The following is a 19,480-nucleotide window of genomic DNA, read 5'->3' as shown; positions in this document are numbered from 1 at the left end:
GTGTTCGCCATAGATCAAGAAAGCCCATGTTTCCCCTCTCTCACGGCGAAAACAGGGGTTCGATTCCCCTTGGGCGCACCAGATAGTTTCAGCGAAGTAGTCGGCTTCCCAAGCCCTATTTTGTATCTCGTTGCTGAAATCGTTGTTCTGCCTTCCTGGTTTCGGAGGCATCAGCGACAGCCGATCATGCCATCGTTGCGAACCAGTCGGCATAGATCGTCGTCCGCACCATGTGGCGGTTGAGATCGGGTGCGCCGTCCGTCCACCAAACCGGTCCTCGCTCGCCGAGTTCGTGCTTTGCTTGATCGACCGCCGCGTGTGCTCGGGCCTCTTGATCGACGTCCGCGTCTCGTCTTGCGGCTGCGACCGCTCGTCGGGCCGACATCAGAGCTGCGACCAAGCGTGTGCGATCGGCGGCGGACAGGTCCGGGTTTGAAGTGCGCCAAAAGCGTCCACGAACCACGAAATATCGACCATCTGGCGTCACAGGCGGCGTTTTGGAGACTAAGGAGACCAAGATGAGCACCCTCGTCGATCGGGCTCGCAGCGGCGTTACAAGTTTGCCGCCCACGCGCGCAAAGTCGAGCAATCATTACGGCAAGATGGTCGGCACCGGCCGTCGAGCGCCTCATACAGTCTGCTGCGATGCGGGCCGCGACGTTTGTTCAGATCACGCTTGCCGCGAACGACTGTATACTGGCCGCGGGCATCAGGAGTGAGTCGAAAAACGCAAGGCAATCGGCAGACGTGTTGATTGACGCGCTCCCGGCAACGCTCGACCACCTAACTTCAATCGTCAACCGGCAAGACAACCGGAATTTAGTTGAGCGACGAAGTCAGAATCTTCTGCAATTTGCGTCAGCTAGGTGACTTTCGAAACGGAAAAACATCCGGTATAAGCGGGTGATGGATATTGGCAGCATGGAACCGATGGTCCCGGACGAAGCGTCACGCGCGCTTGACGACGATTTCCTCGCTCTTGTGGCCGATGCGAGTGCACTAGCAGCTAGAATGCATCCTATCGTGCGCGAGTCGATAGGCGATCTCGTGCGATCGATGAATTGTTACTACTCCAATCTGATCGAAGGTCACGATACGCACCCGCGTGACATTGACCGCGCATTGGCCAACGACTTCTCCTCCGAGCCAACAATGCGCGACTTGCAGAAGGAAGCAGTTGCCCACATACATGTACAGCAATTAATCGATGCCGGTCGGGATCCGGACGCATGGCCCGCCTCGGCAGCTTATGCCTCCTGGCTGCACAAAGAATTCTGCTCACGCCTTCCGCCTGAGATGCTATTTGTCACCGACGAAAAAACGAGACAACGGATTGAAATCGTCCCTGGCGAGTGGCGAAAGCGGGATGTTCAGGTCGGCCGGCACTTTCCTCCGGAATACGACCAGCTTCCGCGTTTCATGGCGCGCTTCAATACCGCCTACGGGTCTCCGCCGCTAAGCAAGACTCGTCAGATTCAAACCGTGGGCGCAGTTCATCATCGCTTTTTGTGGATACATCCCTTCCTTGATGGCAACGGGCGAGTGGCGCGGCTTATGTCGCATGCTCTTTTTAAGCGGCTAGACATCGGCACGAGTTTATGGTCGGTCGCTCGCGGGCTAGCCCGCGATGAGGTTCGCTACAAGGCGCTGCTTGCTCAGGCAGATGGACCGCGCGACGGTGATCGCGATGGTCGCGGTAATCTTACCGAACGCGGACTGATCGAGTTCTGCAAGTTCTTCATCAAGCAGTCTGTGGACCAGATACGCTTCATGAGCCATCTGCTGGAACCCGCGACGTTGCTGACACGGATAGAAATCCATATCGAAGAAGAAGTCCGGACCAAACGCTTACTGCGTGGAAGCTTCGCTGTTCTGCGTGAGGCCGTCATGAGCGGTGAGATCGAACGCTCAAAGGTTCCTGCGCTCATAGGTTTCGGGGAACGAACCGCGCGTAATGTAACCTCGGCGCTGGTCGATCGCCGAATGCTAACGGCAGCAACCCACCGCGCGCCGCTGCGCCTTGCCTTCCCTGCCGACGTTGCTGAGCGCTGGTTCCCCAATCTCTACCCTGCCAACATCGGATTGCGACCATGGTAGAGGAGACGGTCGAACTCATTCGCCGGTTTAAGCCGCTGTCGTCGCGCTCCTGGGAGTGGGATTTTCTCGCGCCAGGGACCGGACAGTCGCAGTGGTGGGAAGAGATCAAGGACGAGCACCGAGTATTGATCATCGCCGATCCCGGCGCGGGCAAAACATTCGAGGCAAAGACCCACGCCGGAAAGATGCGGACCCGTGGCAAAAAGGCTTTCTTTATACGGATCGAGAAAATTGACATCGACTTTGACCGGGCCTTCGAAATCGGCACAGCGGAAGAATTTTCCACGTGGCTAGGCTCAACCGAAGAAGGTTGGTTTTTCCTCGACTCCGTCGATGAGGCGCAGCTGGAAACCCCTCGGGCTCTAGAAAATGCCGTGCGCGTCTTCGGGGCAAGGATTCATAGCGCGCTTGAACGAACGCACATCTTCATAACCAGCCGCGAGGACGCCTGGCGCGCCCTTCCCGATCAGACGCTGATTGAACAGCATCTGCCATTCGGCGAGCCCCTGCCTGCTGAAGACGAAACCGATATAGCCCGTAAACGCGACCCCATGCTCAAGCTGTTCCGGCTTGCCGGCCTTACCGAGGATGAGATTGCGCTATTCGCTAGTCAATACGGCATCAGCGATGTCGGCAGCTTTGTCGACACCGTAAAGCGCTGCAATTTGTTGATGCTCGCCGAACGTCCCTTTGACCTCAAGGCACTCATTGGTGTCTGGATTGCCGACCACCAGCTCGGCAGCCGCTTCGAGGTCTTGCAGAGGATGATTACTCTTCAGTTAGAGCCGATGTCAGGCGCGAGAGCGCAGTTGCGGATTGATCCGGCGAAAGCGCGAGACGGTGCTCGAACACTTGCAGGCGCGGTTATGCTCACCGGGAAGGCCGTAATTTGCCTGCCAAACGGCGTGCAAAGCCCTGATCGTATCGACCCTCGTGTGCTGTTGCCGGACTGGACTGAGTCAGAGATTGACGTTCTGCTGCGCACTGGTCTGTTCGACGATATTGTCTATACGACCGTTCGGTTCCGCCACCGTGAGATCCGCGAGCTATTAAGCGCGGAGTGGGCGAACGGCTTGCTTTGCTATCCGGACGGAAGGAGTAGGGTTGAGCACCTCTTCTTCCGCAACAGCTACGGTGAAGAGATCATCGTGCCGCGCATGCGACCAACGCTAACGTGGCTGATCCTGCTCGACGACGCGGTGCGGGATAAGGCGCTTGCATTAGCGCCGGAGGTCGCAAGCGAAGGAGGTGACCCTTCCCAGCTCCCGCTGGAGGTACGGCGGACGATGCTTAGAGAACTCGTTGAGCGGATGGCGAAGGAACGGGAAGAATGAGCGTTCTGGACAGCAGCGCAATCGAAAGAATCGCTACCCCCGATCTTACGAGCGACGCCCTTGCACTTATCGAAGCCTACAGCACGAATGACGATGTTATTTTCTTCCTCGGCCGTCTGGTGTGTCAAGGCGCGATGGTGGACTGCGCACCGGCTCTCGCCTTGATCGCGGGAGATCCGTCCAGAAGAGAACACGCACGCATTGCCGCGATACGAGGCGTAATGGCTGTCGGCGATGCCGGACAGAAGGAAAGGTTGTGGGAAACGATCGCCGCCGATTCGGGGCCGCTTCATCGCGCTGTTCTCGCTGAGTTGTTTGATTGGGTGGCGCCGACCTTACGTGGGATTGAAATGCTGCTTCGCGCGATTGAGCATGCCGCGCCATTACAGCAGTTCAACACGCGCGGGGTAGATTTTCGGTTTCAAGGGCTCATCATTCGTTTACCGCTTATGTCCGACAAGGCGCCGCATCATCCATTGGGATGCTTAGTTGAGGGTCTGAGCAGCATCCTTGAGCGTAACTCCTTGATTGAGTACGGCGAGCGTCATGTATCCGAAGAGTTCGCTTGGCTACTCCCCCCAGCGCTCCATGCTGTAGACCGACTAGTGGCTGCTCGTTCGTTCCCGGCGCTTTCTCCAGCGGCGATCTCTGTCTTGCTCATGGCGTCCACGCTCAAGTACAGGAACAGATTTGTCGGAGAATATGAAAACGCACTCTCGAAAAATGTACCGCGTTGGCCTGTTCTCAACGACCTTCTCTATTGGGCCAGCATTGCAGATAAACGAGCTCTGTTAGCGCGTCAAAATCAGCCTCTAGTAGATGACTGGCAAGTGTCTTACCTAGGACATTTTTGGGGCTTTGGGCCGGAAGACTTCGAGCGCTGTCTCGAATGGGTGGGTTCGAAAAAAGGCGATGACAGGTTTGTGGCTTTCTCCCTATGCGTACGAATATACATCGATAGGGATCGCCCGGCAGCTTGGTTTACAGCGCTTACAGGCGCAGTCGGCGATGACAAGCATCTTGAGACGATTCTTTATACTCGACTCAATCCAAAGCTTTCGCCCGATTGGTATGACTTGGATGCGGAGGACAGTCGATGGAAGCGGAAGCACGAACTGTTGGAGCGCAGGCAAAAAAAGGGCCGTGCAGGCTGGATACGCGCTCTAGAGGCGAACCCCGATCGGATCCTTCATCCCTCCGGAATTAAGCCCGGAGAGTTAAGCAGCGATCAATATCATCTGCTTGTCAGCAGCATGAGCACCACCACAACCTCGACGAACCGTCACGGGTCTGCCGACTGGCAGGGGCTCATTCCGGAATTCGGAATGCCTGTTGCAAGAGCATATCGGGATGCCTCGGTTGCACATTGGCGCGCCTATCGTCCCGAGTTGCGTTCCGAGGGTGCCAATAGCAGCTCTACCCCCTACGCGCTGATCTTTGCGATAACGGGCTTGGCTATCGAAGCTAGTGAAGATAGCGCGTTCGCCCTGCGCTTGACGCAGGACGAGGCGCGGCTGGCGTTCCGTTATATTACATGGGAGCTTAACGGCTTTCCTCCCTGGTTCGAACAGTTATATCGCGTCTTTCCTGAAGTTGGTCGGAAGGCGGTAGAGCTAGAACTGAGGTGGGAGTTACAACATGGTGCGGCTGATCGTGCCGCCCACAGTATCATCCACGACATTTTTTACTACGCACCCTGGCTTCACAGAGATGTTTCGCTTGTGATAATTGAATGGCTTACTAATAATGAGGTAAAAAACGCGGACCGGCTGCGATATTGTCTTAACATTCTTACGAGCGGTGAAACTTCACCTCAAGCGCTAGCGAAATTGGCGGCCGCAAAAGTGGAGAACACGACGTGCATTGAACAGCGTCCAAGTTGGTTTGCGCTTTGGGTGAATACCGATCCCGCCTCTGCCATTCCCCAGCTTGATCTGGTGCTTGGGAGGCTCTCCCCTAAAATTGCTTCGGATTTCGCGCAGGACTTTATCATTGAACTTCACAGCGATCGGCACGGCACTGGAATGAGAGTTGGCGCCTACCGAAATGCGAAATATTTGAAAACTTTGTACATCCTTATGCATCGTTTCATTCGGGTTGCTGAGGATATAGAACGCGCGGGTAAGGGTAGCTATTCGCCTACGCTGCGGGATGATGCGCAGGAAGCGCGTAGTATGCTGTTTAATATGCTCGTGGAAGTTCCAGGCTCCGAGGCCTATCAAGCGATCAAAGCTCTTGAGGCGGAACATCCCGAACCGAGATATCGTCGCTGGATGGCGGTGCAGGCGCGCGAACGTGCGACTAAGGATGCCGACGAACCGGCTTGGACTGTAGAAAAAGTGCGGGCTTTTGAGGGAGCAGTCCGGGGACAATAAACGGAAGATGACGAGTTAACTTTTATCGAGATTGCAGCTCGCTCGGGATCTGCGCCACCTGCCGAGCGAACATGTGAGCGACCGGGCTCTGAGTCCCGCCCCGCCTCCAACCCCATCATCGACAGAGAATCATAGTCCGGCCAAAACCGCGAGGTTCTTGAAGGTGTCCAGTTTTAGCCCGTTCCCGCATCAGTTTGGGCCCGCCACTCGACCGTCCGACGCTGCCTTCGGATTCGGCATCTAGGTGGCAGTGCTCGGCCGATGTTGAAGTGAAGCACAGTCAGTATCCTAAGACTGCGTATTCGGCCACGTCATCGTTGGACCCTGATCGTCCCCCCTTGAAGTGGTCCATCCCGATGTATGGCTTTCGAGCCTGGAGGATGGATCGATGGGAAGACGACCGAAGCCTGAAGAGATCGTGAGCAAGCTGCGTCAGGTCGACGTGTTGGTCTCACAGGGGAAGACCGTTGCGGACTCGGTTCGCTCGATCGGGGTGAACGAGGTCACCTACTACCGGTGGCGGAAGGAGTTCGGCGGCTTGAAGCTTGACCAGGTCAAGCGCCTGAAGGAGCTGGAGACGGAGAACATGCGGCTTCGCAAGGCGATCGCCGACCTCACGCTCGACAAGCTGATTCTGAAGGAGGCGGCCTCGGGAAACTTCTGAGCCCCGCGCGCCGGCGCGTCTGCATCGAGCATGTGCGACAGCATTTGCCTGTCTCCGAGCGCCGCGTCTGTGCGGCGCTCGGTCAGCACCGCTCGACGCAGCGCAAGGCGCCGCGGGGCTTTGACGACGAAGAGGCGTTGACGGGCGACATCATCGAGCTGGCGCGGCAGTACGGCCGCTACGGCTATCGCAAGATCGCGGCGTTGCTGCGCGATGCCGGGTGGCTGGTAAACGACAAGCGGGTCGAGCGCATCTGGCGATGCGAAGGGCTGAAGGTGCCGGCCAAGCAGCCGAAGAAGGGACGTCTCTGGCTCAACGACGGCTCCTGCATTCGCCTCCGGCCCGAGCACCGCGATCACGTCTGGTCGTACGACTTTGTCGAGGATCGCACGCATGACGGCCGCAAGTTCAGGACCCTCAATGTCGTCGACGAGTTCACCCGGGAGTGCCTGGCCATCCGGGTCGCGCGCAAGCTCAACTCGACCGACGTCATTGACGTTCTGTCCGACCTGTTCATCCTGCGCGGCGTGCCTGGTCACATCCGTTCGGACAACGGCCCCGAGTTCATCGCCCAGGCTGTGCAAGACTGGATCACGGCGGTTGGAGCAAAGACCGCCTATATTGCCCCAGGCAGCCCGTGGGAGAACGGCTACGTCGAGTCGTTCAACGCTCGCTTCCGAGACGAGCTGCTCGACGGAGAGATCTTCTACTCGCTCAAGGAAGCTCAGGTCATCATCGAAAGCTGGAGAAGGCATTACAATACTGTGCGCCCGCACGGATCAATCGGCTACAAGCCCCCGGCGCCGGAGGTCTTCGTGCCCGCCTTCGCCGCATGGCCGGCTGCGAAACCCCGACCATCTCCGCCGGCCATGCTCAGGGTGGCGCCCAGGCCGACCATGAACTAACAATCAACCCGGACCACCCGATGGGGGCCGATCAACCCGCGCTGCAGATGCATGTTCTGCGTCGTGACAAAGCCCTTCGACTTTGCCGTGTCCGCCTGTGACGATCCGCGCTTTGAATGTCTTGGTTGAGTAAGCGATTGAGGTGCTGAAGATCCGAAGGGGGGTCTATGGCCGCCAACACGCTTCGTCGCCTCATCTTCTTGGTCTTGGATTACTCTGCGTCACGCGGGTGCGAACGGCTGATCCGTTGCCACGGAAACGGAGCTCTCTTCATGGCGCGACACGCTGTGTTTAGAGCCGGCGAATCGGGCAAACGCGGCTCGTGGACGCGTGTGCTTGTCGAGGTCGAGCGACGATCAAATTATCGGCCGTGGTGAACGCGAAACGGTGTCTTGGCCGAACGCTCATCCCCGCCGAAACAGATAGCAACCGACGCCGAAAGCTGCGAGCGCGCACATGATGGCCGGGACGGCTGCATTCAACATAGTCCGCAATTCCTACTGAGGTCCGCGCCTTACCGCCTTGCAGATCATCAACGCCAAACTGACTTCGAATTGGTGTTGCGTGATCCCCAATCGGATTATAGGGCGCGAGTCTCCATCTGCCATCGAAGATAGTCTTGCCCGAAAGAGCAAATGTGGGAACGATCCATCCGAAAAGTCCGGCCCGCGCTCAGGTTGACCAAAGTTGCGATAAACGCGTAGCTCCAATTCCATCAGGATAGGAGGCCAACCTTGCGAGCTTACACATATCAAATTGGCGGCGGAACAGGGTCCGACATCACAACTCTCATCCATTCTGAAGCGATCTTCGCCGACAGCCTTCTCGAGGCGATCGACAAAGCCAAGGCGGTCACGAACGCTCGGCCCGTCAGCGATGCCGAGGACACCGTGTGTCTGCTCGACGAAATGAACGCTGAGGCCGAGCCAGTCTGGATCCGTCCAATCAAAGATGTCAGAGCGGCTTAAATCGCGCTTTGACGTCGCCGCTCTCTTAAATCCCCGCGTGCGCCGCACCTTCTGCGGGCGTCGTCGGCCGAGGGTCGCTGCTGCCGCGTGGCAGAGCGCGTGCCGTTCATGGCCGAGCGCCATGGCGGAGGCCATCGACCAGCAGGGCCACCATACGACGGGCCTGCCCGACATCGCCGTCGCCCGCTGGCATCGCGAGCCGCATGCCGGCCATCAGCAATTCGCCTGCATCGACGTCGTCCCGTACCGCGCCCGCCCTCGAGGCGGCGTCGAGCAGCCCCTGAAGCGCGGGGCCCCATCGCCCTTCGAGATAGGCCGGTAACGCCTCGTAGGCCTTGTCGCCGGAATGGAGTGCCGATGCCAAACCACGCTTTTTCAGGGCGAAATCGACCAGCCCGAGCATCCACGCCGAGAGGGCGTCGAGAGGCCCGAGGTCTGCCGCAAGGGTAGCCGCCATCCCGACGCCGGTCTCCACCTCCTGACGGACGATGGCTTTGATCAGGTCCGACCGCTGCGGAAAATGGCGGTAGACGGTCCCCACACCCACACCGGCTTTTTCCGCGATTTCCCGCACCGGCGCGTCGACGCCCGACGTCGCGAACACCGCCATCGCGGCACGCAGCAGCGCATCCATGTTGCGTCGCGCATCGGCCCGAGCAGGCCGCTCCTGGCGACCGTCGATACGAGATTGCTCAACCGACACGGCATATGGCTCGTCGTTCACGCCCAACCTCATTGCAAAACGGAACAACGTTCCGTATAAAGATGAACAACGTTCCGGTTCGTCGGTATAGCGCGATGCGACCGACGGCGCCAGTTACGAAGGAGACGAGCATGCAGTACCGCAATCTGGGCCGCACCGGCATCAAGGTCAGCCCCTATTGCCTCGGCGCAATGATGTTCGGTGGCATTGCCAATTCCGACCACGACGATTGTGTCCGCATCATTCACAAGGCGCTGGATGCCGGCATCAACATTCTCGACACGGCCGATCGATACAGCCAGGGCGAGTCCGAGGAGATCGTCGGCAAGGCGCTGAAAGGCCGCCGCGATAAGGTCGTTCTGGCCACCAAGGTGCACGGCCCGATGGGGCAAGAGCAAAACCAGCAGGGCAGTTCGCGGCGCTGGATCACGCAGGCCGTGGAGGGGTCGCTCCGTCGCCTGCAGACCGATCATATCGATCTATACCAGATACACCGACCGTCGCCGGACACCGACGTCGAGGAAACTCTGTCGGTGCTGACCGACCTGATGCGGGCCGGGAAAGTGCGTGCCATTGGGTCGTCGACCTTTCCCGCCTCCGAGATCGTGGAAGCCCAGTGGGTGGCGGAACGACGTGGTCTCGCGCGCTTCCGCACGGAGCAGCCGCCCTATTCGATCCTCAACCGCAGCATCGAAGGGGAGGTGCTCCCGCTCTGCCAGACATACGGTATGGGCGCCCTGGTGTGGAGCCCGCTGGCAAAGGGCCTGCTGACGGGACGCTACCGCAAGGGCGAGGCGATGCCCGACAGCCTGCGCGTCAAGGTCTTCGCTAAGCAGATGTCCGACGAGCGCAACCTCGACGCGGTCGAGCGGCTCATTCCGGTCGCCCAGGCGGCGGGACTGTCACTGACCCACTTGGCCATGGCCTTCGTCATGGCGCATCCCGGCGTGACCTCGGCCATCCTCGGGCCACGCACGATGCCGCAGTTGGACGACCTGCTCGCCGGCGCCGAGGTCCGGCTCGATGACGAGACGTTGGACCGTATCGATACCATCGTGGCGCCAGGGACCAACGTTGCACCGGTTGGCGGGGCCTACGAACCACCCGCCGTGCTGGACGCGACCCTCCGCCGCCGTCCGCTTATCGAGCGACGGGCCGCCTGATTACGACAGACGCCCGGCTCACCGCCGTTCTCCGGCACTCTCGACCGACCATCTCCAGGATTTTGTTATGACCACCCACAAGCAGCACCCAATCGGGACCGGCTTCCAGGCCGCGTCGACCGCGGACGACGTCGTCGCGGGTCTCGACCTCAGAGGCAAGAGCGTCATCGTGACGGGCGGCCACGCCGGCCTCGGCCTCGAGACGACCCGGACGCTGAGCAGAGCCGGAGCCTCCGTCACGGTGGCGGCGCGCGACGTTGACCGGGCACGAGCCGCCTTATCCGGGCTGGATGACGTCGAGGTCGGTCAGCTCGACCTTACCGATCCAACCTCGATCGATGCCTTCACGGCGCGCTGGCTGGCAACGGGCCGGCCGCTTCACGTCCTGATCAACTGTGCCGGCGCCTCCGGCGGGCCGACACACGACGCGCGGGGCTTCGACACTCAGTTCGCGACCAACCATCTCGGGCATTTTCAGCTCACTCGGGCCTTGCTGCCGGCGCTGCGGGCCGCTCATGGCGCCCGCGTCGTGAACGTCACCTCCGGCGCGCATCGCTTCGGCAAAATCCGATGGGACGATCCCAACTTCGTGACGGGGCATGATCGCCGGGCCGCCTACGCCCAATCAAAGGCCGCCAACGTGCTCTTCACAGTCGAGCTGGATCGCCGATGCGCCGCCGACGGCATCCGGGCTTACGCGGTCCACCCAGGCGTCGTCGTGGGGACAAAGCTCAACGCGTCGGCCGGGCCCGATGCCCTCCGCGCTATGGGGCTGATCGACGAGACCGGTCGCCCCATCATCGACCCCTTGGCCGGAAAGAAAACGCCACAGCAGGGCGCCAGCACGATCGTGTTTGCGGCCACAAGCCCGCTGCTAGCGGCAATTGGCGGGGTTTATCTCAAGGACAACGACATCGCTCCGCTGAACGACGAGCTGATGTCTCTGTCCGCCGATCATATCCCGTCCGACGCCATGTCACACACCCTCGACCCGGCTTCCGCTCGGCGGCTCTGGGAGATGAGCGAGCACATGCTGCAAGGCTGACGGGCCCAGCCTCACGGGAACGTCATTGGCGTGTTGCATCCGGATCTGTATGTCTCTCCCCGGCCAAAACGGTCAATCAAAGTAGGGAGAGAAAATATGCGGGTGTCCAAAGGCATGATGGTCGTGACGCTTGCGTCTTGCGTGATCGGAGCCGCGTCGGCTCAAGCACAAAGCCAAGCCGATCAGATGAAAGTCATGTATCAGGCCGGCCGAAATCAGCTCGGTGTCTTGGAATTTTGCCAGGACAAGGGTTTTTCGGATGCAGAGACCATTGCGGTGCAGCAGAAATTGTTGGGCATGATTCCGTCGACCGATAAAAGTAGTGGTGACGAGGCCGAGGCGACGGGCCGCAAGGGCATGATCGCCGCGATGGGGATCAAGCAGGATCTCGAGGCAGCCGCGAAGACGCAAGGCTCGTCCGTCGAGAAGCTGTGTCAGGCCATGTCGACAGCCATCAAGCAGGCTGGCGCGCAGCTTCCCAAATAAGTCACGTCTGCGATGGCGTCGTCGAGAGACCGATGGACGTGCCACGCTCTAAGCGCGTGGGGAGGGTCACCGCGGCGACTCCCCACGCGACGAGCCGCATCGGCCACGCGCAGGAACGACGACACGACTAGCGTCCCATGCCATCATGCGTCACACCTCAGGGCATGATGCTTCTTTCCAGCCGATCCGACCCGTTCCCCGCTGCGCCGGCCATGCGGTCGGCCGCATGAAGGCCCGGCTTCGTAATTTTCTCGGTATCCTCGGCGAAACATTCTGGATCGTGCCGGGGCTGATGGTCCTGTTCGGCGTGTTTCTAGCCGTCGGGCTGGTCAGCCTCGATCGGAGCGGCCTGGTGCCGACCGCGCTTCTGGACAGCCCGTGGCTCTACAATGGCGGCGGCACGGGCGCCCGGACCCTGCTCGGCGCCGTGGCCTCCTCGACGATCGGCGTCGCCGGAACGGTCTTCTCCATCACGATCGCGGCTCTGTCGCTCGCGGCGGGTCAGATGGGCCCACGCCTCCTCCGCAACTTCACGAAGGATCGCGGCAATCAGATCACGCTCGGCACGTATCTGGGCACGTTTTCCTATGCCTTGATGGTGCTGCGAACTGTCCGCACCCAGAGTGAAGGCGAGTTCGTCCCCCATGTGTCGCTCAGCGTCGGCATTCTGCTCGCCTTCGTCTGCGTCGCCACGCTGGTGTTCTTCGTGAACCACATGGCTGGGCGCATCAACGTCGATACGGTCATCGAATTGGTGAGCCGCGACGTCTCGGCAGCGCTGGCGCGTCTCGGCAACGATCAAGCGGATCCCGCCCCACCCGCGCCCGACATGTGGCGCGGCGCAGAGCCGGTCGTCGATGCCCGACGCGGCTATCTCCAGCAGCTCGACCATGAGGGATTGGCGACTTGGGCGGCGGAGCACGAGACCAGCATTCGGTTGCTCGCGCGGCCGGGCGACTACCTGTTTCCCGGTGCGCCGATCGCGCTCGTGTCTCCAATGGTCGAGGGGGTCGGCGAGGCCATCCGCGACGCAACCGCGCTTGGGCCGCAGCGGATCAGTTCCGCCGACCTCGAATTCGCCGTTCGGCAATTGGTCGAGGTCGCGGTCCGCGCCTTGTCGCCCGGCATCAACGATCCGCATACAGCCATGAGCGTGCTGGAACGGCTGGGTGCCGCACTCTGCGAATTGGCCCCGCGTTATCTGCCGAGCGGCGTCTCCGTAAAGGGTGGGCGGCCGGTGCTCGTGGTGCCGCGGGTCGATTACGACGGCCTGACCGACACGATGTTTCACATGATCAGACAAAACGCGGCCGGGAGCGCCGCCGTCCTGATCCGGATGGTGGAAGTGCTGACCGCGGTCGTGAGTTGCGAGCATCAGGTGAGCCGCGTCGACGCTCTGCAGCGACATGCGGATCTCGTCCTCGGCGATGGCGAGCGCAGCATCGCGACGGCGGCCGATCTCGACGATCTCCGGGCGCGGCATCGGCGCTTGGGCATCATGCGTCAGCATGGCCCCGCCGCCGTCATCGGTGGCGATCGTCCTCCGTCTCACGGCGATGCTCGGATCGGTCTGACTTAGCGTCTGGTACTCAGGACAAACGCGTCCTGCTCCCGACGCGGTTGATCGGTGGAGGGTCTTTGCTGATCTCGCTTGCCGGCCCCGGCGGAACCGTGCGGGCGCGATCTCGTTCACCTGCAGCGATCGTGGGCCGCCGGTGTGGCGGACCGATCATCGACGCGGACGAAAGGGCATTCGACATGGTGGACGTCGAGCAATGGCTTGAACAATGGGTCGAGGATCATCTCGATGCGCCTGAGCCGGTTCGGGAAAAGGCCGAGATGCACGATCAGGCGAAAGCCTGTGCGAACGACGCGGCGGCTGCCGGCATTCCGATCGCCGATCTGAAACAAGCCGCCAACGGCGATCTCGAGACCTATCTGGTCGAACGGCAGAATATCCGGGTCGGCAGGGTGGAGCATGGCTCGGCGGTGGCGCCACCGAGTCAGCACAACACATCAGGGTTCGAGGCCTGGATCTGCAAGCAGGAGCCGTCCGTACGGCTTGTCATTGCGGTTGGCGGGACAATGCCGTCCAATCTCGGCAACCGCGATTGGACGCTCGAGGGTCCGTATCAAGCAAGCCCGGATGTCGCACGCGGTATTGCCGAAAAAGGCTATCGGTTTGTCGTCGACGGTGTGACGGAAACGGCTGCAGAACCCAATGGCCTCACCGACCCGAGCCCTGCCGATCGTCAGACCGGGTTTAAATGACAGAAGAGCCGAAGGACGGTCGGCATCGAGCGCCACGGTGGCGCGATCAACCGGCCTTCTGCAATCCCTCGATGACAGCGCGCGCGGCATCGCCCGCCGCCCGGGCAGCCGTCTCGGTCGGGTAACTGCGCGTCGATCGCTCGAGGCTCGCGCCAATGCCGAAGCGACGAACCTCCCAGCGAAAGCCGAACGGCGCTTTATGGTGGCGAGCCACAAGGACCACGCATTCCGATTTGAACGATTCGGTCGACATGTAAGCAATATTGCACCGCAACATGACAATTGTGCGATGCGGGAAAAACGGCGGACGAGAGTTCAGACTAGGGTTTCGCTACGTCACATCTGGTCCCTAAAGATCATGCGTGCCGGTTGGTGGTCGCGGGGCGCTAAACTGAAGCGCCTTGCTTGACCGCTGCGTCGAACGCTCACAAGGATCATGCATGGTTTATGTTCTAGTTGCGCTCGCTGTCTTGATCGTTCTCGCCGTCTCGCTCGGCATCCGCACGGTGCCGCAGGGCCAAGTCTGGACGGTCGAACGCTTTGGGCGGTTTACGCGCCAATTGAACCCTGGCCTCAATCTCATGACGCCCTTCGTGGAACGCGTCGGACGCCGCATGAACGTCCAGGAAATCGTCCTCGAAATTCCCGAACAGGCCGTCATCACGCGCGACAATGCTGCCGTCGTCGTGGATGGCATCATGTATTACCGCGTCCTCGATGCCGGGAAAGCGGCCTATGGGGCGCAGAACCTCGTGCAGGCCCTCACCTCGATGGCCATGACGAATATCCGTTCAGTGATCGGCGCCCTCGATCTTGATGGTGCGCTTTCGGGACGTGAGGAGATCAATGCCCGGCTCCTCGAAACGCTTGACCATGCGACGGCGCCATGGGGCGTCAAGGTGAGCCGCGTCGAGCTGCGGAAGATCGAGCCGCCGGCCAATCTCGTCGCGGCCATGAACCTGCAGATGACGGCCGAGCGGGAGCGACGTGCGACGGTCGCTCGGGCCAACGGCGAGCGGGAAGCCGAGGTGGCGCGCGCCGAGGGCGCCAAACAGGCCCGCGTTCTCGAGGCGGAAGGCCGTCTCGCGGCCGCGCTGAAGGACGCTGAAGCGCGCGTGGCGCTGGCCGAAGCCGAAGCCAAGGCAACGCTTGTCGTCGCGGATGCCGCGCAGGGAGCGGGCGGTGAAGCCTTGCGCTACTTCGTGGCGACGAAATACATCGACGCCATCGGTCAACTTGCGGGCAATCCCTCAGGCCGGACGCTGGTGATCCCGATCGAGAGCAGCGGGCTCGCAGGCGGCATCACCCAGGCGCTTGCGGCGATGCAGATGGGTAGTCCGGTCAAGTGACCGATGGTGGCGTCTGGATCATGGTCGGGATCGTGCTCTGCGGGGCCGAACTGCTGCATCCCGGCGTCTTTCTACTCTGGATCGGGCTCGGGGCCATGGCCGGTGGAGCAGCGACCCTGGCGCTTCATCTCGACTTCCAATGGCAGGTCGGCGCCTTCTTGATCTGTCTTGTGGCGTCGCTCAGCATTCCGGTCCTGCGGCGTCGGCAACGCGGTGCGGCCGATGGTGGCATCAATGCCCCATCGGTCGGCCTCATCGGAAAACCCTGTCGTGCGCTCGCGTTCGACGGGACGGACGGCCGCGTGAGCTTGGGCGATGGCACATGGCTGGCCCGAATTAGCTCGGGCGCGACCCCAGAAGCTGGCGCGAGCCTCCGGGTTGTCGGGCTGGATGGGACGACGCTGCTGGTCACGCCGATCGAGACCTTGCCGCTTGAGACCTCGCCGGATCGACACAGCGACGATCCGAGCTGAAGTGCTCAGGACCCCGGTCGACGCGATAAGGCTTGCCGCTTCAAGCCCGAGCTAAGCCGGTCGCCAACTTCCTTTCTTGATATCGAATTTCAGCTTGCCTTGATCCCGCATTTTCATCAGCAGAATCTGCAATTCTTCCTGTGACCCCGACGGGTTGACGGCCTGAAGGATCGAGTAGATCGAGCGTGGCTTGTCCAACGCTTTAAGCACGGCTTCTTCGGTGACCATCATGTTCTCCTTGATGATACGAGGCTCCACGTCCTCGCATAGAGCCGGGGCCGCGCAAAGGTCTGCGTCGCTCGATCCCGGCGGCCGCCCCGCTACACCCAGGTCGAACAGCTATCGGTAGCTCGCTCCTATCCTCGGCAGGAGCGCGCCCGAAGCGAGCGCTGAAATTCGCGCAGCTATAATCGACCGGTTGAAAAGTCATTCGTGGGTAGCAATCCCACGACGGCACTAAAATTAATCGATGATCGTCAATAAAATCGCTCGTTAGGCCTACTATACTAAAAACCTGCTCCGGCTATAACGTCTATTAAAAATTTGGCCATGGTCACGCGGCTGTTTTCCTTATAGTCACATGGAATCGGCTTTCAGAGAATTACCCTAGCGATCAATATGCTTGCAACCCGCCATGATGTGATCGAATGTTACAAACGCATCCTCGGCCGCGATGCCGAAAGCGATAAGGTGGTTGATTTCCATTTGTCGAACGGAATCGATGTCTGGTCTCTTATTCAGACGTTCCTCGACACGGAAGAGCGCAAGCTAAAAGAGGATGTCGGGAGCTCGCTATCGATCACGAAGTGTTTTCGCGCGGAGTATCTGGCCCGGAATATCCAACGGGACGACCGGACGATCTACTTCCTCGACAACATGCGCTTCTTGCGATCGTTGCTGACCGCCACGGCCTTCGAGCGCCTGTTGCATGGCGAAATTGTTCTTTATGCCACGCAGGATTGCGAGGTCGTCGTCCATTTCTCCCGCGACGTTTTTATCGAGGGGGAGATTTCGCTGATCGCGCGCTTCCAAGGACAACCGCTCTACGTCACCTCATTCACCTTCGTCAGAGGGGAGATGCTCCACGTCGATCGCGACTGGGTGGTGTTGATTTCGCGGATGCAAGGGATCGGAGGCACGAAAGACCTCAGTCGCCACGTCACGAAGTTGCTCGGCGAGATCACGCCGCAGGCGCTGCTGTTCGTTGTGCTGTCCGGACTGGCCGAGAGAAGCGGCGTCGACATGATCATGGCGACGACCGCCTGCAACCAGGTTTGCTACAGCCAGACCGTCGAAGCGTCGCTGAGACGCAATTACGATGAGTTCTTGACGTCTCTCGGTGCCAGCGAGCCCAAAGACGGATTTTTCACCATCACGGTCCCGCTGCAACACAAGTCTCTGACCCTCATCAAGGCGATCCATCGGATCCGGTCGCGGGCGAAGCGACGGCTGAAGGCCAGTATCGCGGAGGCAGCGGGCGGCGTGTGGGCTGGGTTGCTCCGTCCGCGTCACGCCTGAGCCGGTTTTCGATCGAGCGAACCGTCATGCTGGCAAGGGGTCAGCATCGACGCCCCGATTGCCGCACGCTCGGGAGGACAATCGGTCGGCTTGACAAGCGTCGCCGCGAAAGCCCTCTCGTCGGTCGGTAAAACCATCATTGGAGAACAGCTCGGCCGTGGTCAGGATCAGCAAAACGGCGGCGGCCGCCTTGATCGGCGTTCTCCTGATCGGCGGTGTCATGGCCGGTCACGCTTGGCTCGGCTCCGAGACCGAGGGAACCGCGGTTGCGGCTCCCGGCGAAGCGGCCTTGCTCGATCGAGGCGCCACCGTCTTTCGCCAATGTGCCGCCTGCCATTCGATTGGGCGCAACGGCCCGGATCTCGATGGTCCGAATCTTTATGGTGTCGTGGATGGTCCGGTTGCCCGGCGCCGTGGCCGCTTCGCCTATACGGCAGCTTTGCGAGCGGTCGGCGGCGTGTGGGATCGCGCCAGGCTCGATGCGTGGCTGACCGATCCGCAGCGATTTGCGCCGGGCACCAGTATGCCGTTCGCGGGTCTCGCCGATGCCGACGATCGCGCCGCCGTCATCGCCTATCTGACGTCAAAAGGGCCGCAGACCCCGCAACCGTAAGGCCTTGACTTCCTGCCGTGGAGAGGCCGCTTATCCGACCGACTTAATTGCCGGGCTCCAGCGACGACTGGTTTCCTTGGTGCTTTCATATTGCGCCTCGAAGATCGACGCCGCCAAAGTCGCGCGCACGTGCAACGTATCGGTTCCCGTATTGCGAAACCCATGCGAGGCACCGGCCGGAATCAGCACAGACTGGTCGGGGCGGACGGCCGTCGTGGTGCCATCGACCCAGATATCGGCGCTGCCGGAAATGACTTCGAGGACTTCTTCGACCGCATGAATATGCGTCGGCGCACCGAGTCCGGGGTCGCAAAACTGATCGAAGATGCAAAGCTGACGCCCGCCCAGCATGAAAGACATCCTCATCTGCGTCATGACGCCTTCGCGCCATTGTTCGAGCGGGGTGTTGGCGTGGTCGATAATGTCCATGATGTTGACCTTCGGCACTTAGTTCGATCGTTGCGATCGATCGCGGTTTGGGCGACGCTTGGCAGATAGATGTCGCAAATCTGGGCGTTTCGCGAGCCTCAATTGCCACAAGACGGTTTCTTCAGCCAAACAGCCGTTTAGAATGCGATGCAGGTCGCCGGTGGCGATCCGCGTCACCGCCTTGCGGGCTCATTCAGCATCTGGATCTGTGACAAGAGTGGTTATGACTTCACAAACCAAGCCGCTTTCGATCGGCATCATCGGTTTCGGGGCGATCGGCCGTGATCTCCTGTCCCGTTTGCGTCGAGAGAGCGACGAGATGACCATTTTGCTTCGGCCGGACTCGGCATCGCGGCGCATCGTTCCAACCTCCGTGCGTGTGGTCGAAACGTTGGGCGATCTGCTGGCGGTACGCCCATCGATCGTGGTCGAAGCCGCAGGGCAGGGAGCGCTCGAGACCTATGGGCCTGACTTGCTCTCGGCCGGCATCACGGTCGTGGCCGCCTCGACCGGAGCGCTCGCCGACCCCAAACTCTTCGCGCGGCTCGAGACGGCGGCCTCGGCTGGCGGAAGCCGCCTCGTCATCCCGTCCGGCGCGCTCGGCGGTCTCGATTATCTGGCAGCGCTCCGCGGAACCGTCGATGCACGGGTCCGCTATACGTCCCGCAAGCCGCCGGCAGCTTGGCGTCAGGAGCTTGCGGCTCGGGGCTATGACGCGGACGCGCTCACCGGAGAGATCACCCTCTTCGAAGGAACGGCGGCTGAAGCCGCGACGCTCTATCCACGCAATCTCAACGCTGGCTTGACGGTTGCGCTCGCCGCGGCACCCTCGCCGGTTTCGGTTCGCGTGGTGGCTGACCCGTCTGTGTCGCTCAACACGCATGAAATCGAGGCCGACAGTGAACTCGGCTGTGCCTTTATGCGGTTTGCCAATCGGCCGTCGCCCGACAATCCGAAGACGTCGGCCTTGACGGCCGCCAGTCTGGCGGCTGCGGTGCGCCGCCTTGCCGAGCGAGTCGTCGTTTGAGCGCCCTGCATCGTCTCGTGGTGATTGGCGCCGACATCGTCGGGCTTGGCTCGGCGTTCG

General features: G+C 60.9%; 20 protein-coding genes. 15 read left to right on the top strand and 5 right to left on the bottom strand.

Annotation, left to right across the window (positions count from 1 at the left end; translation table 11 throughout):
• Positions 1–184: 184 nt before the first annotated feature.
• Positions 185–517: a hypothetical protein gene (locus EY713_RS23020; RefSeq protein WP_245572838.1), complete on the bottom strand. Its 333-nt coding sequence runs from the start codon at positions 515–517 to the stop codon at positions 185–187.
• Between the two features lie 404 nt (positions 518–921).
• Between EY713_RS23020 and EY713_RS00565 the strand changes: the two genes are divergently transcribed.
• The 5 genes from EY713_RS00565 (at position 922) to EY713_RS00545 (ending at position 8,343) form a co-directional block, all read left to right on the top strand.
• Positions 922–2,097 carry a Fic family protein gene (locus EY713_RS00565; RefSeq protein WP_245572837.1) on the top strand — a complete coding sequence of 392 codons (1,176 nt, stop codon included), beginning with the start codon at positions 922–924 and terminating at the stop codon, positions 2,095–2,097.
• Positions 2,091–3,431 (top strand): NACHT domain-containing protein, encoded by a 1,341-nt coding sequence (locus tag EY713_RS00560; RefSeq protein WP_131113085.1) that lies wholly within the window; start codon positions 2,091–2,093, stop codon positions 3,429–3,431. The genes EY713_RS00565 and EY713_RS00560 overlap by 7 nt, the downstream gene beginning before the upstream one ends.
• A complete protein-coding gene (locus EY713_RS00555) occupies positions 3,428–5,806 on the top strand; it encodes a hypothetical protein (RefSeq protein WP_131113084.1) in 2,379 nt (792 codons plus the stop codon). The genes EY713_RS00560 and EY713_RS00555 overlap by 4 nt, the downstream gene beginning before the upstream one ends.
• A gap of 388 nt (positions 5,807–6,194) precedes the next feature.
• A protein-coding gene (locus tag EY713_RS00550) for an IS3 family transposase (protein WP_131113083.1) occupies positions 6,195–7,375 on the top strand; the annotation gives its coding sequence in 2 pieces (ribosomal slippage) (positions 6,195–6,456 and positions 6,456–7,375; 1,182 coding nt in all).
• Positions 7,376–8,109: 734 nt separating this feature from the next.
• Positions 8,110–8,343: a hypothetical protein gene (locus tag EY713_RS00545; RefSeq protein ID WP_131113082.1), complete on the top strand. Its 234-nt coding sequence runs from the start codon at positions 8,110–8,112 to the stop codon at positions 8,341–8,343.
• A gap of 106 nt (positions 8,344–8,449) precedes the next feature.
• On the opposite strand, the gene EY713_RS00540 is transcribed toward EY713_RS00545, so the two are convergent.
• Complete coding sequence (locus tag EY713_RS00540; protein WP_245573046.1) at positions 8,450–8,977, bottom strand: TetR/AcrR family transcriptional regulator; 528 nt, start codon at positions 8,975–8,977, stop codon at positions 8,450–8,452.
• 200 nt (positions 8,978–9,177) lie between these two features.
• Between EY713_RS00540 and EY713_RS00535 the strand changes: the two genes are divergently transcribed.
• The 5 genes from EY713_RS00535 (at position 9,178) to EY713_RS00515 (ending at position 14,011) form a co-directional block, all read left to right on the top strand.
• A complete protein-coding gene (locus EY713_RS00535; RefSeq protein WP_131113080.1) occupies positions 9,178–10,209 on the top strand; it encodes an aldo/keto reductase in 1,032 nt (343 codons plus the stop codon).
• A gap of 67 nt (positions 10,210–10,276) precedes the next feature.
• Positions 10,277–11,254, top strand: a complete 978-nt coding sequence (locus EY713_RS00530) for an SDR family NAD(P)-dependent oxidoreductase (protein WP_131113079.1) — start codon at positions 10,277–10,279, stop codon at positions 11,252–11,254.
• Between the two features lie 96 nt (positions 11,255–11,350).
• Positions 11,351–11,740, top strand: a complete 390-nt coding sequence (locus EY713_RS00525) for a pore-forming ESAT-6 family protein (protein ID WP_131113078.1) — start codon at positions 11,351–11,353, stop codon at positions 11,738–11,740.
• Positions 11,741–11,966: 226 nt separating this feature from the next.
• Entirely contained in the window at positions 11,967–13,319 is a 1,353-nt protein-coding gene (locus EY713_RS00520) for a DUF2254 domain-containing protein (protein WP_131113077.1), read from the top strand.
• Between the two features lie 179 nt (positions 13,320–13,498).
• Positions 13,499–14,011, top strand: coding sequence for a hypothetical protein (locus EY713_RS00515; RefSeq protein ID WP_131113076.1), 513 nt, complete (start codon positions 13,499–13,501; stop codon positions 14,009–14,011).
• Positions 14,012–14,057: 46 nt separating this feature from the next.
• On the opposite strand, the gene EY713_RS00510 is transcribed toward EY713_RS00515, so the two are convergent.
• A complete protein-coding gene (locus EY713_RS00510) occupies positions 14,058–14,264 on the bottom strand; it encodes a hypothetical protein (protein ID WP_131113075.1) in 207 nt (68 codons plus the stop codon).
• A 187-nt stretch (positions 14,265–14,451) separates the two neighbouring features.
• On the opposite strand from EY713_RS00510, the gene EY713_RS00505 reads away from it, so the two are divergent.
• Both EY713_RS00505 and EY713_RS00500 read left to right on the top strand, forming a co-directional pair.
• A complete protein-coding gene (locus EY713_RS00505; RefSeq protein WP_131113074.1) occupies positions 14,452–15,360 on the top strand; it encodes an SPFH domain-containing protein in 909 nt (302 codons plus the stop codon).
• A complete protein-coding gene (locus EY713_RS00500; RefSeq protein WP_131113073.1) occupies positions 15,357–15,833 on the top strand; it encodes an NfeD family protein in 477 nt (158 codons plus the stop codon). Before EY713_RS00505 ends, EY713_RS00500 begins: the two co-directional genes overlap by 4 nt.
• Positions 15,834–15,884: 51 nt before the next feature.
• Here EY713_RS00500 and EY713_RS00495 read toward each other — a convergent pair whose 3' ends face one another.
• Positions 15,885–16,064 carry a hypothetical protein gene (locus tag EY713_RS00495; protein ID WP_131113072.1) on the bottom strand — a complete coding sequence of 60 codons (180 nt, stop codon included), beginning with the start codon at positions 16,062–16,064 and terminating at the stop codon, positions 15,885–15,887.
• A gap of 387 nt (positions 16,065–16,451) precedes the next feature.
• On the opposite strand from EY713_RS00495, the gene EY713_RS00490 reads away from it, so the two are divergent.
• A complete protein-coding gene (locus EY713_RS00490) occupies positions 16,452–17,351 on the top strand; it encodes a DUF535 family protein (protein ID WP_131113071.1) in 900 nt (299 codons plus the stop codon).
• Positions 17,352–17,508: 157 nt separating this feature from the next.
• Positions 17,509–17,964, top strand: a complete 456-nt coding sequence (locus EY713_RS00485) for a c-type cytochrome (protein ID WP_210215294.1) — start codon at positions 17,509–17,511, stop codon at positions 17,962–17,964.
• A 30-nt stretch (positions 17,965–17,994) separates the two neighbouring features.
• Here EY713_RS00485 and EY713_RS00480 read toward each other — a convergent pair whose 3' ends face one another.
• On the bottom strand, positions 17,995–18,411 hold the full coding sequence (locus EY713_RS00480) for a cupin domain-containing protein (RefSeq protein WP_342635969.1): 417 nt from the start codon (positions 18,409–18,411) through the stop codon (positions 17,995–17,997).
• A 205-nt stretch (positions 18,412–18,616) separates the two neighbouring features.
• On the opposite strand from EY713_RS00480, the gene EY713_RS00475 reads away from it, so the two are divergent.
• The gene (locus tag EY713_RS00475; protein ID WP_131113070.1) at positions 18,617–19,420 is read left to right on the top strand and encodes an aspartate dehydrogenase; all 804 of its coding nucleotides are present in this window, start codon (positions 18,617–18,619) and stop codon (positions 19,418–19,420) included.
• Positions 19,421–19,480 lie beyond the last annotated feature (60 nt).

The organism is Lichenihabitans psoromatis (assembly GCF_004323635.1).
GTDB lineage: Bacteria > Pseudomonadota > Alphaproteobacteria > Rhizobiales > Beijerinckiaceae > Lichenihabitans > Lichenihabitans psoromatis.
This window is presented reverse-complemented; position numbering and strand designations above follow the sequence as displayed.

Bases quoted from the DNA above. Each gene is read 5' to 3' on its own strand.
- EY713_RS00555 (WP_131113084.1), top strand. From the start codon at position 3,428: ATGAGCGTTCTGGACAGCAGCGCAATCGAAAGAATCGCTACCCCCGAT.
- EY713_RS00530 (WP_131113079.1), top strand. From the start codon at position 10,277: ATGACCACCCACAAGCAGCACCCAATCGGGACCGGCTTCCAGGCCGCG.
- EY713_RS00520 (WP_131113077.1), top strand. From the start codon at position 11,967: ATGAAGGCCCGGCTTCGTAATTTTCTCGGTATCCTCGGCGAAACATTC.
- EY713_RS00540 (WP_245573046.1), bottom strand. From the start codon at position 8,977: ATGGATGCGCTGCTGCGTGCCGCGATGGCGGTGTTCGCGACGTCGGGC.
- EY713_RS00490 (WP_131113071.1), top strand. From the start codon at position 16,452: ATGCTTGCAACCCGCCATGATGTGATCGAATGTTACAAACGCATCCTC.
- EY713_RS00495 (WP_131113072.1), bottom strand. From the start codon at position 16,064: ATGATGGTCACCGAAGAAGCCGTGCTTAAAGCGTTGGACAAGCCACGC.
- EY713_RS00560 (WP_131113085.1), top strand. From the start codon at position 2,091: ATGGTAGAGGAGACGGTCGAACTCATTCGCCGGTTTAAGCCGCTGTCG.
- EY713_RS00535 (WP_131113080.1), top strand. From the start codon at position 9,178: ATGCAGTACCGCAATCTGGGCCGCACCGGCATCAAGGTCAGCCCCTAT.
- EY713_RS00505 (WP_131113074.1), top strand. From the start codon at position 14,452: ATGGTTTATGTTCTAGTTGCGCTCGCTGTCTTGATCGTTCTCGCCGTC.
- EY713_RS00515 (WP_131113076.1), top strand. From the start codon at position 13,499: ATGGTGGACGTCGAGCAATGGCTTGAACAATGGGTCGAGGATCATCTC.
- EY713_RS00525 (WP_131113078.1), top strand. From the start codon at position 11,351: ATGCGGGTGTCCAAAGGCATGATGGTCGTGACGCTTGCGTCTTGCGTG.
- EY713_RS00510 (WP_131113075.1), bottom strand. From the start codon at position 14,264: ATGTCGACCGAATCGTTCAAATCGGAATGCGTGGTCCTTGTGGCTCGC.
- EY713_RS00565 (WP_245572837.1), top strand. From the start codon at position 922: ATGGAACCGATGGTCCCGGACGAAGCGTCACGCGCGCTTGACGACGAT.
- EY713_RS00475 (WP_131113070.1), top strand. From the start codon at position 18,617: ATGACTTCACAAACCAAGCCGCTTTCGATCGGCATCATCGGTTTCGGG.